Source organism: Paenibacillus zeirhizosphaerae, from assembly GCF_030705605.1.
In the GTDB taxonomy this organism is placed as follows: Bacteria; Bacillota; Bacilli; order Paenibacillales; family Paenibacillaceae; genus Paenibacillus; species Paenibacillus zeirhizosphaerae.
Map to the genome: position 1 here is coordinate 101,210 of NZ_JAPCKK010000018.1, position 15,693 is coordinate 116,902.

Genomic DNA, 15,693 nt, shown 5'->3' on the forward strand with positions numbered 1-15,693 from the left:
TTTCCAGCAGAATCACCTATGCTTTTGTATACAATGCAATGTCAAACACATCATCCGGACGCAGGATATGATCAACCAGCTTCCATTTTCGACGATCACACTCTTTCATTGGATAATTAAATAATGACTTCAGCTGATTGCCATATCTCATGGCCACTACGACCTGGTCACTCGTCAATATGTAGAGCTGATCCAAGATGTCATATTTAGCTGCAACCGTTGAACTGAAAATGATATGCGTGATGTCTTTTAGCACATCCAAGTCTTCAGCTGACGTTTGTTCTAATCTAATGTTCAGTCCTGCCCCCAGCTTCTCCACGACCCTTAATCCGAGCGAAATGGCCTCTTCATCGATATCAATGCCGATCACCTCTGCTCCAGTTCGCTTGGCAATCAACAAGGGGGTCATGGGGAAAGAGCCGGAGCCGACCAATAACACTTTAGCGTCTGACGTAATGTGGAAACTGCCAAATTCTTTCTCAATACATGCTTCTATGTTTCTGAAATAATGGGCTATTTCACGCTCTCCATGCAGCAGCTTCAATGCCCGGTATTTCTCCATAATAGCCACACAAAGCGCCGATTTTGCTCTTAACTCCGCTGCTACCGCGTCCAATTGCCAGGGGTTCTGCCGTTCTAGCTGTCTCCAAGCTTCCTCGTTGTCCACGTTGGTTATAAATCTCGAATAGTCATCTATTAAAAGTTCAAGCTCCAAGCTGTGACGGGCAGTCTGATCGTACTTTTCCGCCATAAATTCAAACTTTTCCAGATACTCGTGTAATTGTTGCTGGAAATTTGCTAAGGTTATCATTCAGCCAACCCCTTTCAGCGCATCATCGTTATTTTCAAATAAACGCTTGGCCTTGTGCCACAATTCCGACGGTGCCTGCAATTTTCAGGTCTGTCAGTTTCTCTCCATTAAAATAAGCTGCCACGTTAATGATCCCGCCAGGCTGTTTGATGGGCATGCTGAATTCTCTTTTATTTTCCCAGGCCAAGCAGGCTCCCAGAGAGGCCGTTCCTGAACCACACCCGCGTTCCCAGACCATGCTATCCAGGTGCGGAACATAAATTAACGGAGCCATCTCAGCGGATTTACGCTTATACAACAAAATCCCAATCAGCTTGGAGCCTAAAGTGACCCCCAGCAGCTTTGCCAATGTTTGTGCTTTCCTTTTCACTGCTTCATCAAAGTCATCCACTTTCAGCACGATATGGATAAAATCCTCATATCTCACGATAACCATTTCCAAATCGGACCCTTCATACTGGATTGTTTTCCGTTCGATCTGTTTAGGTAGCGGCATGCCAAGTTCACAGTCGTACTCATCCCCATTTCGTTTCACCTGACATCTCACGAATTGCTCCGTCCCTGAAGCCTCCAGGACTACCTCGGTTATATCAAGATGTTGTACTCCTCTTTCAGCCGCTACAAAAGCTGCCAATGCCATGCAGGCGTTTCCGCAAAACTCACCCCCGGCCATTTTTAAAGATGCATCTACTCCATTGTTATATGATTTTTCTATAAATCCCACTTGCTCCCCATACACGTTGTCATAAGACATGATTTTCGAAGCAATGTGTATGTACTCCTCAGTTGCATGACTGGTCTTCACAAGAATGGTCATGTTTTGGGTTGGATTACACTTGACAAATTCGATCACCTGACTCATCTCATTCACCTCCTATCCCCAGTTCCATATTCAGTTGTAATCTCTGCTGCTCTTCGTATTTATTAGTAATATTTACAATTAATCAACGAGGAAAATATAGCATGGTTTTTTTGTTTGTGTCAACAAAAATTAGAAGCTATTCAATTCATGAAATGAGAAAAACAGCAGTTCGCCCACAGGCTTGCACGCAAGGCCGTTGGCGATCGTGTCCGTTCGTGGTACGATCAAAAGGAAAAAGCAAGCGATCAAGAGACGATGGAGGTTGAAATACCATGCAAACGATTCGGAACATGTTCGCACATATGGATTGGGCAAACCACCGACTGTTTGAAGCGATGCGTGCCGCACCGGTGGACGAAGCCAGCAAGACTGCGACACTATTCCTGCACACGCTCCAAGCGGAGAACATCTGGCTGACCCGGCTGCGCGGCGAAAGCAGCGAAGGGCTCGAATTGTGGGCGGATCATGCGGATCTTGCCGCCTGCGCGGCGCTGATCGAGGCGAACAGCGGCGGGTTCCGCACTTGGCTCGACGCTCTGCCCGAAGATCAGTTGGACACGCCCATGGCGTATCGCAGTCAGGCCGGAGCACCATTCGAAATGTCTGCACGGGACATTGCGATACATATCTGCCTGCACGGCCAGTACCACCGCGGTCAGATCAACGCCGCACTCCGTGCGGACGGATTCGAGCCGGCGCCTGTGGACTACTTCCTGTACGCCCTACTCGACGAAAAAGCTTGATCCGTGATGATCAATAGAAGGAGTGAACACCATGAACTTCCGCCGCCTTGGCAACAGCGGGCTACAAGTATCCTCACTCGGACTCGGAACAAATGCATTCGGCAAACGTGCCGATGAAGCAACATCGATTCGGATTGTCCATCATGCCTTGGACAGCGGCCTCAATTTCATGGATACGGCCAACATTTACGCAGGCACAGAATCCGAGAGAATCATCGGTTTGGCTCTGAAAGGGAAACGGCAGCAAGCTGTGCTTGCAACCAAAGCCGGCCTGCCCGCAGGACGAGGCCCTAATCAAAGCGGCTCCTCCCGTTACCATCTGCAGCAGGAGCTGGAGGACAGCCTCCGCCGTCTGCGGACCGATTATGTCGATCTATATCAGATACATACATTCGATCCATCTACACCGTTGGAAGAAACGCTTCGCACCTTGGACGATATGATCTCTTCCGGCAAAGTCCGCTATATCGGGGCATCCAATTATGCAGCATGGGAATTGATGAAGGCGCTAAGTATCAGCGAACGGCAGCGGTTCGCCGGATACATTTCCACACAATGCAGCTACTCCCTGGCCGATCGGACACCGGAAAAAGAGCTGGTCCCCCTTTGTCTGGACCAAGGTGTCGGCATCATTCCGTATTTCCCTTTAGCCGGCGGCATCTTAACCGGAAAATATGCCAGCAATCGGGCACCGGCCGGATCAAGAGCAGACACCGATCCCAGCTTCACCCGCTTCCTTACGGAAGAACGGATCCAACTCGGTGAAGAGGTAGGCCGGATTGCGGGTGAAGTGGGTTCCAGCCCAACCGCGCTGTCTTTGGCCTGGCTGATGAACCGGCCTGCGGTCTCCACCGTTATCGTCGGTGCCACCCGGGTTGAGCAGCTACAGGACAGCTTGCAGAGTGTGTCTCTGGTTTATGATGCCGAGACCGAGGACAGACTCAATGAAGCGAGCTGCCGATTTGTACACAGCGAGCCTTTTGCCGTATATCGTCTGCCAGAGAAATAAAGCGAACTCACTCGTACCTGCAGTACATGAATAGATCAAAAAAGCCCATCATCCCTAAATTGGAAATTTTCATTCCAAAACAGGAGAAGATGGGCTATTTGATGATCTTGCTTAATACAGTGTTTTCAATGCCTCAGATGTAAAGGGAACCAGTTCAGTTATTTGCCCGTCGCGGATCTTGTTGGCCCAGGCAGGATCAACCAATAATGCGCGACCAATCGCGACAAGATCAAACTCTTCACGCTCAAGCATCTCGATTAACCCGTCGACCTTGGCATTACCGGCTCCTTTTCCTTCTGTAAAGAGACTCATAAAATCACCATCCAAACCAACCGATCCAACCGTAATCGTCGGTTTGCCTGTCAGCTTTTTGGTCCATCCGGCAAGGTTCAGATTAGAGCCTGCGAACTCAGGCTCCCAGAAACGGCGAGTTGAGCAGTGGAAAATATCAACACCGGCATTAACCAAAGGAGCCAGGAACTGCTCCAGTTGTTCCGGCGTTTCAGCCAGTTTCGCCGCGTAGTCGCTACCCTTCCATTGCGAGAAGCGTAACACGATCGGGAATTCCGGTCCAACTGCACGACGGCAAGCTTCTATCACTTCTACCGCAAAGCTCGTGCGTCCAACCATGTCACCGCCATATTTGTCGGTGCGCGGGTTCGTTTTTTCCCAGAAGAACTGGTCGATCAAATATCCATGCGCACCGTGAAGCTCAATGCCGTCAAAGCCAATTCGCTTCGCTTCGGATGCTGCCTGTGCAAAGGCTTCGACGATGGCAGCAATATCAGATTCCGAATAATCCCCAACATGGCCACGTGCCCCCATATGCCAAATCTGTGGCATGATCCGTCCGCCAGCCTCGTGTACTGCAGCTACTACGTTTGCCCAACCGTTTAATGCAGCTTCACCATAGAAGTGTGGTACATTGTCTTGATTGGAGGAGTCCGGATGATTGATTATCGTTCCTTCTGTCACGATAAGGCCAACCCCATTTTCAGCTCTGCGGCGATAGTAGGCAACCACATCTTCCCCTGGCACTCCCTCTGGCGAAAATTGACGGGTCATCGGTGCCATTACGATACGATTGGACAGGCTCAAATTACCCAGTGTAAAAGGTTGGAACAGTGGTTGAACAGCTTGAGAATTATTCATAAAAACCTCCACATTAATTTATTATTTAAACTAAAACGTGATTGCAAGTTTCATACCAAACAGACGATCTAAAAGTACCACCTCCTTCAGTTCGCTTTTTGTGTCGATTATGTAGCGTTAAACGCCTTTTTTTGACTATAAAGTCAAGAACACTGTAAAAAAATTTATCTGTACTCACGGAGAAATCATATCAGTTATTGACCAAGTAGTCAATAACTATTTATTAGAGAGATATCCCGTACCCGTTACTGAACAAGTGCAGGAGCTAAAAACGAAGCTAACTTGAAGAGGATTAAGCGACTTGATCCGATGCAAATGCATCGGATCTTTGTTCTCTTTGCTATCTAAACAGATTCTTGCTCCTCATTGCAAACAATTTTACGAATTTCAGCCAGTGGCACCTTCGGAACACGATCGTAGGTTAGCAAGCCGTTGATTTCCTGCTCCACATCGGTCAACTGCGTGTAGCAAAAGCCCTCAATTACAGGGGATACGTACATTGGCCGGATCACAGCCTGCAGCCTTTTCACATAATCTTCGTCGTCCTGTGCGCCGGAATACCCCCAGCCGTCCCAATCGCTTTTCTTATAGGCAATGCCGCCAAACTCCGTAATCATGATCGGCTGTCCCTCATATCCGGCACCGCCGACAAAAATGCGTCTTCCACCTGGCAAGGAGCTTACCGCGCTTTCTGCCGTAGTATAACGTTCTGTCAGCACTTCTTCACGCCACTCATAATCGTGAATGGCCACGATATCCGTCTTCATCATTTCCCAGCCATCGTTGTAAATGACAGGGCGGGTGCATGGACAGCTATATTGTTTTCCCACCTATGATTACGAATTCATCTTCCAAATTTTTCAAAAAAAATTCCATAAAATCCTTGTTTTGCGTTTGATAATGTTATATAGTTTGTTTTGTAATAAAAATTATAGAAAAGGAAATGGAGGAGTATGATTTGAAATTAAAGCAAGCTCTAACATCATCTTTCTTGGTATTACCTTTACTTGTTGGAAGTGTTAACTATGTTAACGCTGAGGAGGCCAGTGTCAAAGAAAAAGGGTTTATCGTTGAATTCGACAAAAACCAGTTAGAAGATCAACTTGAATATGTTAATCAAAAAATTCAAACAATAACTGACCCAGAGAAGTTGGAAAATTTGGAGAAGTCGAAAGCATTGATAGAAGAACAGTTGGCGAAAACTGAAACTAAAGGAAGTAATGGTGGGTTTTCTACGCAAGCGTTAAACAAGGACCACTGGTTCGCGTCTGAAGGAGCCCATGACTATAACTCTAATAGAAGTTCCCATGAACCTGATCATGTAGCAAGTATTGAAGTTACTTTAGATGATGTGAATTCAGGATTCGATTGGAGTGGCGAAAGTCGTTCAGATTGGTATGGTGAAAATCCGGAAAAAGCCTATTCATTAAAGAATACATTAACTTTTTCAGCAAACGGTGTAGCTATTTCAGGAAGTCTGAGTGGGATAAGCTTCTCAGGTGCTACTTCTGGTAGTAGTACAGTAACTGCTTCTCGTTCTAACGCTATTGCTGCACGAAATCTATTCGATGCATTTAGTTCAGGAAGTACAATTAAAGCAGTATTCGCGTCTTCTTCGGCATTGATTAAAACTAGTGGATCCGCAACTGACAGCACTTCAGCTCAGATTACATACTACGATCCTGGTTATTAATTGAAATTATATTTAATAGGATAAGTGTCGTCTAATGACGATACTTATCCTATTTTTAAAGATTTAGTATAGGGAGGAGTAGGGAAGTTTGTGGAAAAATATTTTAATCTATCTTCTTATCTTCTTAATGGTCGGGTGTAGCCAAACATTTACTGAGAACAAAATCAATAAAGATAATAAAAACTGGGCTTCTAATACTGAACTATTATTATCATTAAACCAAAAAGAAAATGGATATTATGGGGATTTTCATGACAATATAAAATTTAATCCTAATATATATGAAACCTTTTATTTATTGAGGATTAAAGAAATATTAGATATACGTGAAGACTCATTTTTAGATGCCAACAAAAATTATTTGAAAAATTACAACTATTCCGACAGTGATCTTCAGGAATTAGCATATTTATATAAAGCGTCTGTGCTACTTGATAGTTCTCCAGATAACCTGGACAATTTTCTCAGAAATAAAATAGATTCGAAAATAAAAACTTTAAAAACTTATAAAAATCTAGATGCTATTATTATCAATGATATTTACTTTTTGTCGAATGTAAATGCATTAATTTCTGAGCAGCAGAGGATTGAACTCGACCAAACATTATCAAAAATATCAAATGATATTCAAAATAGTAATGACACTAAAATACTGAGAGTCCTCTATCCTTTGAGTATTTTGACAGAGGACGACGTAATCCCTTTAAGAGAAGGTATTGATAGTAAAATCAGCGGAAGATTAAAAGTACTACTTAATAAAGAAAAAAACGACTTTTGGGAAATATTCCAGTTAGTTTCTTTATTGAGAAATATAAGTGAAATTGAAAAACTGAAAGATCAACTTATTACTAAACTAGAAAGTAAATCAATACTGATTAGTGACATGAGTAATATGCAACTGCTATACCTATTAGAGCTTTTCAATATGTTAGATAAAAATGAACTTAACAATAAACAAGAGATAATAGAAGTAAGAATGAGAAATTGCCAAGTTTTATCAGGTGGCTATAGGGAACTTGTAAAAGAGATTTTACCAACCGAATTTACTTATTTCGGAATATATATCTATAACTCACTTGATGCTTCTTCTACGAAGAAAGATGAAATCTTAACAACACTATTTAAAGAACTTATAGGTAATGTTAAATCAGTCCCTCCAAATATAAATTGGCGACATGTTTATTCCTATATTCAATTATCTGATAATGAAAATAATATAAATATATTAGGAAAAGGGCTTATTGAACTTACACCAGACAATCTAAATGTAGACGATATCTCCATTGATCAGAAATATTATTTTTTTAAAACAATGAAGTTCTATAATTTAGAGATACAAGCAGCTAAATTAGTAGAATTTCAAAAAGAATTGATAGAACTGTTAAACACAGAGCAATTAAATGATCATTATACTCATTTCTATTTTTATAGTGACTTGGTTCAAAGCGGAATTATTCAACCTGATGAAAAGATAAATAATAAAATCTCAAAAGAAATTAACAAAACAAAAGTTAATAATTATTTTTTTGTAAAAGATAACTATGAGAATCTGTTGAGTACTTTTTTCATTATAAGCATTGATACTAACCTTGGATTGGGCCTAATAAAAATCGACGAAAAAAATATGGTGGATATTACAAGAGAGTTAAGAAATTATATGAACAATTATGGGGGGTTTGCTTTAATAAAAGATGAAGATTCAGATTTATTTGCAACCATGATAGGATTGATGCTGCAAGATAGATTAGCTGGTAAAACTCCACCTGTTCTTTTTTAATTGAAGGAGGAATTACATTGAGAAGATACAAAGTATTTATAGCAATTATTGCGATTCTATTCCCTTTTATTTTTGCGTACTATACTCCATTAAACAATTTACAAGCACTCTTAATTAGTTCGATTATGGTAATAATCTATTTTTCTCACGAAAAATTCAGGCAGATGATGCAGAGGCAGTGATTTATTTATGAATAATCAAAAATCATGGGTAAGAAGAGTGCTAATTATTTCTGTTGTAATCAACGTTATATTCGGTAGTATCTTGATTAGACAATATACTATAGGAAAGCAAGCCGTTGAATTACATGTCAATATGACCCACGAACACTTATTGAACATATTGTCCATATTAAATCGATCAGAGTGGTCACAATCACCTCTAACGCTACAAGAGCTAAAAAATGAAATGGTGCTATTATCTACAATATCAAGAATGGGTAACAATTATGTCTTTTTTACTGGTGGTGTTTATTCTTCATTAAGCACCAAGTTAGGTGAACTTGGATATTTTATGGCTCCATATCCCGATATGATAGATAGGTTACCGGTAAATAACACTGCAAAAAACAAGGAAATTGAAGAACTTAACAAATTAAAAGATAAATTAGAAAATGCAGGGGTTCAAGATGCTATGATTAATTGGGGAAATAAGGAATCTATATTGATTTATATGCGAGTTATTGATTCAATTATAAGTTAAATAAGACAAACTCCTTTGTTCCGAACGAAACTCTGAGTTATCTTATTTTTTGGGGATTCATGCAAGCATAAATGATCATCACCTGCATGGATCCCTTCCTTAGTTTTCTCGTAGGATGCTTCGCATCTTCAGTTAGCCTGCCCATATATGGCATCTTATTCGATTGGTCGTAAATGAAACTTAAATCAATTCCATTTTTTCACAAACATTCTTGCTCAACATCTTTTACACCCCAATCACCGTTTTCTTTACCTGGCTATTCAACAAAACAGCCTGTAGATAATGCTGGCTGATTTTCAATTAACGGAAGCGATGTGATGGCTTACATGGCCAAACCAACAATTAATATCCCTGACGGGATCTCTATTGCTCCTCATTGCAAACAATTTTACGAATATCAGCCAGCGGCACCTTCGGTGTCCGGTCATAAGTGAGCAATCCGTTGATTTCCTGCTCCACATCGGTCAACTGCGTGTAGCAAAAGCCCTCAATTACAGGGGATACGTACATTGGCCGGATCACAGCCCGCAGCCTTTTCACATAATCTTCGTCGTCCTGTGCGCCGGAATACCCCCAGCCGTCCCAATCGCTTTTCTTATAGGCAATACCGCCAAATTCCGTAATCATGATCGGCTGTCCTTCATATCCGGCACCGCCTACAAAAATGCGTCTTCCGCCTGGCAAGGAGCTTACCGCGCTTTCTGCCGTAGTATAACGTTCTGTCAGCACTTCTTCACGCCACTCATAATCGTGAATGGCCACGATATCCGTCTTCATCATTTCCCAGCCATCGTTGTAAATGACAGGCCGGGTCGGATCAAGCGACTTGGTTAAATGATACATCGTTAAGCCATGCTGCTGCTGCCGCTCATCCACCTGGGCGTTAGGAATACCCCAGCTCTCGTTGAGCGGAACCCAGACGATAATGGAAGGATGGTTGTAGTCACGCTCGATGACTTCTTGCCATTCCTTTGTAAATTTGCGGACATACTCTTCCGAGTAATCATAAGCATTTGCCGCCTCGCCCCATACCAGCAGCCCTTTCCGATCACACCAGTAGAGGAAACGGGGATCTTCCGTTTTCTGATGCTTGCGGACGCCATTAAAGCCCATCTCTTGCGTCAGCTCAATATCACGCAGCAGCGCCTCATCGGAAGGTGCCGTTAAGATGCCATCCGGAAAATACCCCTGATCCAGCACCAGTCTGAGGAAATAAGGCCGGTTATTCAAAAGAAGCTGTCCATTTTCCACGGTAACTTTACGCATACCGAAATAGGACAACACGGTATCGATAACTTCCAGCCCATCCATCAGCTCAAATTGGATATCATACAAATGCGGCTGCTCCGGGCTCCACCAGCGGCCGAGCCCGTGGTCATTGAAATCATGCAGGCCGATGGTACGTATCTCTTCCGAGTGACGGACTGTAAACTCATCCTCTGCAACACTCTCCCCTGCGAAAGAAATGTTCATGCGCACTCTTACCTTGCGCGCAGCGGCCGCCGCCGAAAAAAACAGGCGAACTTGGATGTCATTACGGTCGATGTCTGGCGTAAATTTCACTCTCTTCAAGTGAGCTTCATCCACTGGTTCAAGCCAGACGGTCTGCCAGATGCCCGTAGTACGTGTATAAAAAATGCTTGCCGAATCCTGCTTCCAGTACTGCTTGCCCCGCGGCAGTGTCACATCACGGCTGAAATCCTCCACACGGACTACAATTACATTTTCGCCGTTTGTAAGCAAATCCGTAATATCGGCTTCAAAGGCAGTATGCCCTCCCTCATGGGATGCTGCCCAGCGGCCGTTGACCCATACCGTTGCAGAATAATCTACTGCGCCAAAGTGCAGCAGAATGCGCTTGGACTTCCATTCCACAGGCAGCACCAGCTTCTTACGGTACCATACCAGATCATGAAAGTCGGGATCTCCAATCCCGCTTAACGGACTTTGAAAAGCAAAGGGAACCTGGATCTTTTGATCAAAAGGGACATCTCTCTCCGCCTCGTACCATCGCTCACGGTCTCCCCGGCGCTCGTCATCAAACACAAACTCCCATTCCCCGTTCAGATTTAACCACTGCTTCCTCTCGAACTGCGGACGCGGATATTCCGGTCTTGGCTGGCTGTTCATTTGCATCTCCTCTTTTCTACATTTCTTTGCCGCCAGTAAAGGCGATGCCCTTAATAATCTGCTTTTGAAAAATAAGGAACACGATCAGCACTGGAATGGCGGCAAGCGCGTTCGCCGTCATCGGCAGGGCGTACTGCTGAACATACGAGCTCTGAAACATCGGCAACCCAAGTGTAATCGTCATATACGCTTTATCCGAGATGGAAATCAGTGGCCAGACGAAGTCATTCCAGGCGCCGATAAACGTGAAGATGCCAAGAGCGGCAAGGGCTGGTCTGGACAAGGGAAGAAATATGCTGTACCAGATTTTGATGAAGCCTGCACCGTCCATACGTGCAGCCTCCTCCAGATCCTTCGGCAATCCGTCAAAAAACTGCTTCAATATAAAAATTCCCATTGGACCCGCAACTGCCGGCAGCACCAGTGACATGCGCGTGCCCAGCAGCCCGAAGTCACGCATGAACAAATAGAGTGGAATCAATGTGGCTTCCGCCGGGATCATCATACCGGACAAGAACAGTAGGAACAGCAGCCTACTGCCCGGAAAGCGGATGCGTGAAAATGCGTAGGCCGCCATGGAGGAGAACAGCAGCACCAGCACCGTCGTTGCCACGGAGACGATAACACTGTTACCCATCCAGCCGAAAACAGGCGCCAGACTCAGCACCTTTCTATAGTTATCCAACGTAAAATGCAGAGCTTCGCTTCCGAATATATTCTGTCCCTCAGGTGTAAACGACAGCAGCAGCATCCACACAATCGGTACCAAAAACAGGATGACCATGAGCAGGGCAACCACACGGATAAAAATATAATACAACCGGTCCATCGTCATATTGCCTCTCTCCTTCCTAATGGTCCAATCTGCGCAGCAGGACGGTCTGCAGCAATGAAATGACCAGAATCACGATCATCAATACAAAGGCAATCGCGGAAGCGTAGCCCATTTCAAACGTCTGGAAGCCGTTCTCGTAAATCGAGAACACCACCGTTTTGGTCGCTCCGGCCGGTCCGCCGCCGGTAATGAGCTTCGACTGGCCGAATATTTTGAAGGAAGCGATCGTCTGCAGCACAATAACCAGCACCGTAATCTTGGACAAGGACGGAAAGGTGATGTACCGGAACGTCTGCCAGCGGGAGGCGCCTTCGAGCTGGCTCGCCTCGTAATAGGAGGAGGGGATATCCTGCAGTCCTGCGAGAAAGAGGACAAACACAAAACCGACGGTCCACCAAAGGGTAGCCATAATGATCGATACCCACGCAAGCCTGGGCTCGGAAATCCAATAAATATCGGCGTTAATAATATGCAGAGCTTTGAGCACCTGATTCAGCAGACCGCTGTATGGCTGCAAAAAAATGACCCAGATGCTGGAAATGACGGATACGGACAGCACATACGGCATGAACACCGACACACGCAGCAGCGACTGCCCCCTTCTGACCTGATGAACCAGCACCGCCGCCAGCAGCCCCGCACCGCTGATCAGCGGAACACTAATAAGGGTAAACAGGACGGTATGCAGCAGATTGCTGCGAAACTCCTCATCTCTTAACAGATTGGCGTAGTTCTCCATGCCGATAAAGGTTTTATCCTCCAGCAGTGACCAGTCGTAGAAGCTGATACGCAAACCGAACAAAATGGGCAATAACGAAAAGATTAAAAAAAATAGAGTATAGGGCAGCACCATCGCAAGCCCTGTCCCCCAGCCTTGCCTTGCAAGCGATTTTGAACGCATGGTAGTCGAAGTCTCCTTTCTTGTAAGTCTGCATGACGGGAGAAGAAGCAAGCCGGGTCCATGTCGGTTCCCAGACCTGGCCGCTTCGTCGGTTAGTTGCCCGTTGTTTTGTTAATGACTTCGTCCGCTTTTTGCAAGGTGGTGGCAGGGTCCTGCTTGCCCATCATCATTTTTTCAAACTCCTTGACGACATTGTCGTTTACCTGGCCCTGCTTGTCATGGCGCGGCCAGTATTTGACGAAATCGGCGGACTGCGCATAATCGCTGCGGTAGTCCATTGCCTTGAAGGCTTCGGAATCAAGAACTTTCGTTACACTCGGAATATGACCAGCTTTGGCCCACATTTCTCCGTTCTGGGCGAGCCAGTTGGCAAATACAAGCGCCGCTTTCTGCTTCGCCGGGTCCTCCTTGCTGTGCTTCGGCAGCGCCAGCGTATGCGAATCGCCCCAGGTCGCAGGCTGATCATAAATTTGCGGCATCGGCACGACACCAAAATCCAGCCCTTCTATATTCTCGAACGACCCTGTACTCCAAACACCGGTGATCAATACGGCCGCTTTTTGATCCTGGAACATTTTCACCGCGTCATTGATGTTGGGTGGAATCAGCTTGGAGGTGTAGAGACTGTTCACGTACTCCAGGGCTTGCAGCGCCTGCGGATTGTTCAATGCCGCTTTGCCGCTCTCATCATAAAAATTGCCGCCCCCGGTCAACTGATTGTAGAAGCCCCAGAACATCCAGTAGGAGTCAATGCGCACATTCGGCTGGGCAAGAGGTGCTACATCCGCTGGCACTACATTTTTGATCGCAGTCAGGAGATTGGTGAATCCCTCCGGTGACGGCTCGTATACCGGCTTGCCGTCCTTCAGCACACCGGCTTCTTCGAGATATTTCTTGTTGTAGTACATGACCATGGCATGCGTATCGAGCGGAATGGAATAATGCTTGCCGTCATAAATGGTGGAATCCAGAATCGTCGGATTAAAATCACTCCAATTCACACCTGCTTCTGCCGCCAGACCGTCTAGCTCGCTCATATAACCGGAGGGCACATACTGCGGCATCCTGGAAGAATGCAGGACGGCAAGATCCGGTCCTTGATCGGATGCGAGCGCGGTCTGCAGCTTGGTATAATAGTCCTCCGAGCGGTTGCTCAACTGTTCTACCTGGATGTCGGCATTTTCCGCATTGAATTTCCCGATCATTGCGGTCATGAATTCGCCGTCACCACCACTAAATGGAGTCCAAAAGGTGATTTTTGTTTTTCCTCCGCCATCACTTCCATCCGAGCCTTCCGGTGCCGTGCTGCTCTGTGCAGCACAAGCGGACAGAAACACGATCACAGACAGCAGAAGCGTGGACAGCTTGATGATTTTTGTTTTGTTCATCTGTTCGACCTCCCCGTTGATTACGCTTACATCTATAGCTTACAAGGAAGGAGGCCCAGACGCCCATGACGCTTCTTTTGAACCTGTAGACATATATTTAGGGCATGCTTGCCGCCCTCATCTCTTCACGATACTGCTTGGGCGTCCGACCAGTCTCCGTCTTGAATACACGGTTGAAATGACGGATATTCGCAAAACCGGTCCTCTCAGCAATCTGAACGATCTTCTCGCTGCTGTGTGCCAGCCTGCGGCAGGCCTCACGGATACGTCTGCGAGTCAGAACCTCCACGAACGAGCAGCCAAGGCGAGCCTTGAACAGGCTGCTCAAGTAGGAGGCGTTCAAATAGACCTTGTCAGCCATCATACTGAGCGTAATAGGTTCGGCGTAATGAGTTTCGATATACGCTACCACCTTGTCAACGGCATGTGTAATATGATCTCTCCCCTGCTGCTGAAGAATGGCGGACAGGGAGAGTACCAGTTCCTCGCAATAACAGGTGATGTCCACACGTGAAGTGATGGATAGCGCTTCTTCCAGCACTTTTTTAATATCACGCTTGCCCAGCCACGCCTGCACAACACCACGATTGACGGCCATTTCATAACATTGAAGCAGGAACTTGCAAATATGCTGCCGGAGCAACTCCGGACTGCCGCTTTGACTCAGTTCTTCCACAAGGCGCTGAACCTCCTGGCGCAGCCCCGCAGCGCTGCCCTCCGTGATCATCAGCTCCGAAATATCCCAATCCTGCGTCGCCTGCCATACCAATTTATTCGCAGCAGCCTCATCATACATCAGCACACGGTTGCCACCGTCCGTCAGACGGTAGAGCAGCGCAAGCTCTGCTTGCTGGTATGCTGTCGGAAGTGACTCCAAATCGGCAACACCATTGCCAATGCCGGCGGTAATGGTGATGTCCGAAATGTTCCTGATCTCCCTGATCATACTGCGGGCCGCCGCGGCGATCCGTGCTTTGGCCTGTTCAGATGTTTCCTCACAAATGACGGCTACAATTTTATTCTGCTGATTAAAAACGTAGCCATGAAAGTGCAAGCGGATCATTTCTTCTATAAACTGACTGAGGTAAAGCGTAAATAATCCCGGATCACTGCGCCGGTACCGCTCTTCTTGAACCGATTCCTTATCCAACTCGGCGATCATGCAGTACAGACCGCTGTTATCCAGCTTCAGGCCAACATGCTCCAGCACCTCCGTATCCCCAAGCTGCACGCTTCCCTGCACCAGTCCCAACAGTAGCTGGCTGCGCATGCTTCGCTTGAACAGTGCATTATCCTTATTCGCTGCACGGCGGTTTTGCCGCCACTCGTCAAGCAGCCGTTCGAGAGTCTGATACAGCTCAGCCTTGTTAATCGGTTTCAGTAAATAATCTCTTGCTCCCGTTCGGATGGAGCTCTGCACATATTTGAAATCATTATAACCGCTGAGCACGATGCATCTGGTGCCAGGGGCTTTCTTGGCAAGCGCAGTCTGCAGCTCTAGTCCGTTCATACGCGGCATGCGGATGTCTGTAATCACGAGGTCGGGCTGCAGACGCTGCACCTGTTCAAGCGCCTCCAACCCGTCACGAGCCTCCCCCACTACCTCCCAATCCAGATCAAAACCTTGAACAAGGTGGGCAATTCCTTTGCGGAAGATGGATTCGTCATCGACAATCACCATTTTTGGCAT

The 15,693-nt window shown here is 45.9% G+C and carries 13 protein-coding genes and 1 pseudogene; 5 read left to right on the top strand and 9 right to left on the bottom strand.

Annotated elements, in window-relative coordinates; translation table 11 throughout:
* Nucleotides 1–16: 16 nt before the first annotated feature.
* Nucleotides 17–811, bottom strand: coding sequence for a methyltransferase domain-containing protein (locus tag OIN60_RS15630; RefSeq protein ID WP_305755812.1), 795 nt, complete (start codon nt 809–811; stop codon nt 17–19).
* 34 nt (nt 812–845) lie between these two features.
* Complete coding sequence (locus OIN60_RS15635) at nt 846–1,673, bottom strand: histidine racemase CntK family protein (RefSeq protein WP_305755813.1); 828 nt, start codon at nt 1,671–1,673, stop codon at nt 846–848.
* Between the two features lie 272 nt (nt 1,674–1,945).
* Here OIN60_RS15635 and OIN60_RS15640 point away from each other — a divergent pair, with 272 nt between their 5' ends.
* Together OIN60_RS15640 and OIN60_RS15645 are read left to right on the top strand one after the other, a co-directional pair.
* A complete protein-coding gene (locus tag OIN60_RS15640) occupies nt 1,946–2,416 on the top strand; it encodes a DinB family protein (RefSeq protein WP_305755814.1) in 471 nt (156 codons plus the stop codon).
* Nucleotides 2,417–2,447: 31 nt separating this feature from the next.
* A complete protein-coding gene (locus tag OIN60_RS15645; RefSeq protein ID WP_305755815.1) occupies nt 2,448–3,425 on the top strand; it encodes an aldo/keto reductase in 978 nt (325 codons plus the stop codon).
* 111 nt (nt 3,426–3,536) lie between these two features.
* Here the strand turns inward: OIN60_RS15645 and OIN60_RS15650 are convergent, their stop codons facing one another.
* On the bottom strand, nt 3,537–4,577 hold the full coding sequence (locus tag OIN60_RS15650) for an NADH:flavin oxidoreductase (protein ID WP_305755816.1): 1,041 nt from the start codon (nt 4,575–4,577) through the stop codon (nt 3,537–3,539).
* A 344-nt stretch (nt 4,578–4,921) separates the two neighbouring features.
* Nucleotides 4,922–5,380 (bottom strand): annotated as a pseudogene (locus OIN60_RS15655) (glycoside hydrolase family 2); the annotation flags it as partial.
* A gap of 155 nt (nt 5,381–5,535) precedes the next feature.
* Here OIN60_RS15655 and OIN60_RS15660 point away from each other — a divergent pair.
* From OIN60_RS15660 to OIN60_RS15670, 3 genes are all read left to right on the top strand, one after another.
* On the top strand, nt 5,536–6,270 hold the full coding sequence (locus OIN60_RS15660) for a hypothetical protein (protein WP_305755817.1): 735 nt from the start codon (nt 5,536–5,538) through the stop codon (nt 6,268–6,270).
* An 88-nt stretch (nt 6,271–6,358) separates the two neighbouring features.
* Nucleotides 6,359–8,047, top strand: coding sequence for a hypothetical protein (locus OIN60_RS15665; protein WP_305755818.1), 1,689 nt, complete (start codon nt 6,359–6,361; stop codon nt 8,045–8,047).
* Between the two features lie 189 nt (nt 8,048–8,236).
* Nucleotides 8,237–8,749 carry a hypothetical protein gene (locus tag OIN60_RS15670; protein ID WP_305755819.1) on the top strand — a complete coding sequence of 171 codons (513 nt, stop codon included), beginning with the start codon at nt 8,237–8,239 and terminating at the stop codon, nt 8,747–8,749.
* Between the two features lie 363 nt (nt 8,750–9,112).
* Here OIN60_RS15670 and OIN60_RS15675 read toward each other — a convergent pair whose 3' ends face one another.
* From OIN60_RS15675 to OIN60_RS15695, 5 genes are all read right to left on the bottom strand, one after another.
* Entirely contained in the window at nt 9,113–10,879 is a 1,767-nt protein-coding gene (locus OIN60_RS15675) for a glycoside hydrolase family 2 protein (protein ID WP_305755820.1), read from the bottom strand.
* A 16-nt stretch (nt 10,880–10,895) separates the two neighbouring features.
* The gene (locus tag OIN60_RS15680; RefSeq protein WP_305755821.1) at nt 10,896–11,714 is read right to left on the bottom strand and encodes a carbohydrate ABC transporter permease; all 819 of its coding nucleotides are present in this window, start codon (nt 11,712–11,714) and stop codon (nt 10,896–10,898) included.
* A 16-nt stretch (nt 11,715–11,730) separates the two neighbouring features.
* Nucleotides 11,731–12,615 (bottom strand): carbohydrate ABC transporter permease, encoded by an 885-nt coding sequence (locus tag OIN60_RS15685; protein WP_305755822.1) that lies wholly within the window; start codon nt 12,613–12,615, stop codon nt 11,731–11,733.
* Between the two features lie 92 nt (nt 12,616–12,707).
* Entirely contained in the window at nt 12,708–14,003 is a 1,296-nt protein-coding gene (locus OIN60_RS15690) for an ABC transporter substrate-binding protein (protein WP_305755823.1), read from the bottom strand.
* A 97-nt stretch (nt 14,004–14,100) separates the two neighbouring features.
* Complete coding sequence (locus OIN60_RS15695; protein WP_305755824.1) at nt 14,101–15,693, bottom strand: response regulator; 1,593 nt, start codon at nt 15,691–15,693, stop codon at nt 14,101–14,103.

What these genes read in the sequence shown, in the direction of transcription:
- OIN60_RS15630 (WP_305755812.1), bottom strand. Translation starts at nt 811, where the DNA reads ATGATAACCTTAGCAAATTTCCAGCAACAATTACACGAGTATCTGGAA.
- OIN60_RS15635 (WP_305755813.1), bottom strand. Translation starts at nt 1,673, where the DNA reads ATGAGTCAGGTGATCGAATTTGTCAAGTGTAATCCAACCCAAAACATG.
- OIN60_RS15640 (WP_305755814.1), top strand. Translation starts at nt 1,946, where the DNA reads ATGCAAACGATTCGGAACATGTTCGCACATATGGATTGGGCAAACCAC.
- OIN60_RS15645 (WP_305755815.1), top strand. Translation starts at nt 2,448, where the DNA reads ATGAACTTCCGCCGCCTTGGCAACAGCGGGCTACAAGTATCCTCACTC.
- OIN60_RS15650 (WP_305755816.1), bottom strand. Translation starts at nt 4,577, where the DNA reads ATGAATAATTCTCAAGCTGTTCAACCACTGTTCCAACCTTTTACACTG.
- OIN60_RS15670 (WP_305755819.1), top strand. Translation starts at nt 8,237, where the DNA reads ATGAATAATCAAAAATCATGGGTAAGAAGAGTGCTAATTATTTCTGTT.
- OIN60_RS15675 (WP_305755820.1), bottom strand. Translation starts at nt 10,879, where the DNA reads ATGAACAGCCAGCCAAGACCGGAATATCCGCGTCCGCAGTTCGAGAGG.
- OIN60_RS15680 (WP_305755821.1), bottom strand. Translation starts at nt 11,714, where the DNA reads ATGACGATGGACCGGTTGTATTATATTTTTATCCGTGTGGTTGCCCTG.
- OIN60_RS15685 (WP_305755822.1), bottom strand. Translation starts at nt 12,615, where the DNA reads ATGCGTTCAAAATCGCTTGCAAGGCAAGGCTGGGGGACAGGGCTTGCG.
- OIN60_RS15690 (WP_305755823.1), bottom strand. Translation starts at nt 14,003, where the DNA reads ATGAACAAAACAAAAATCATCAAGCTGTCCACGCTTCTGCTGTCTGTG.
- OIN60_RS15695 (WP_305755824.1), bottom strand. Translation starts at nt 15,693, where the DNA reads ATGCCAAAAATGGTGATTGTCGATGACGAATCCATCTTCCGCAAAGGA.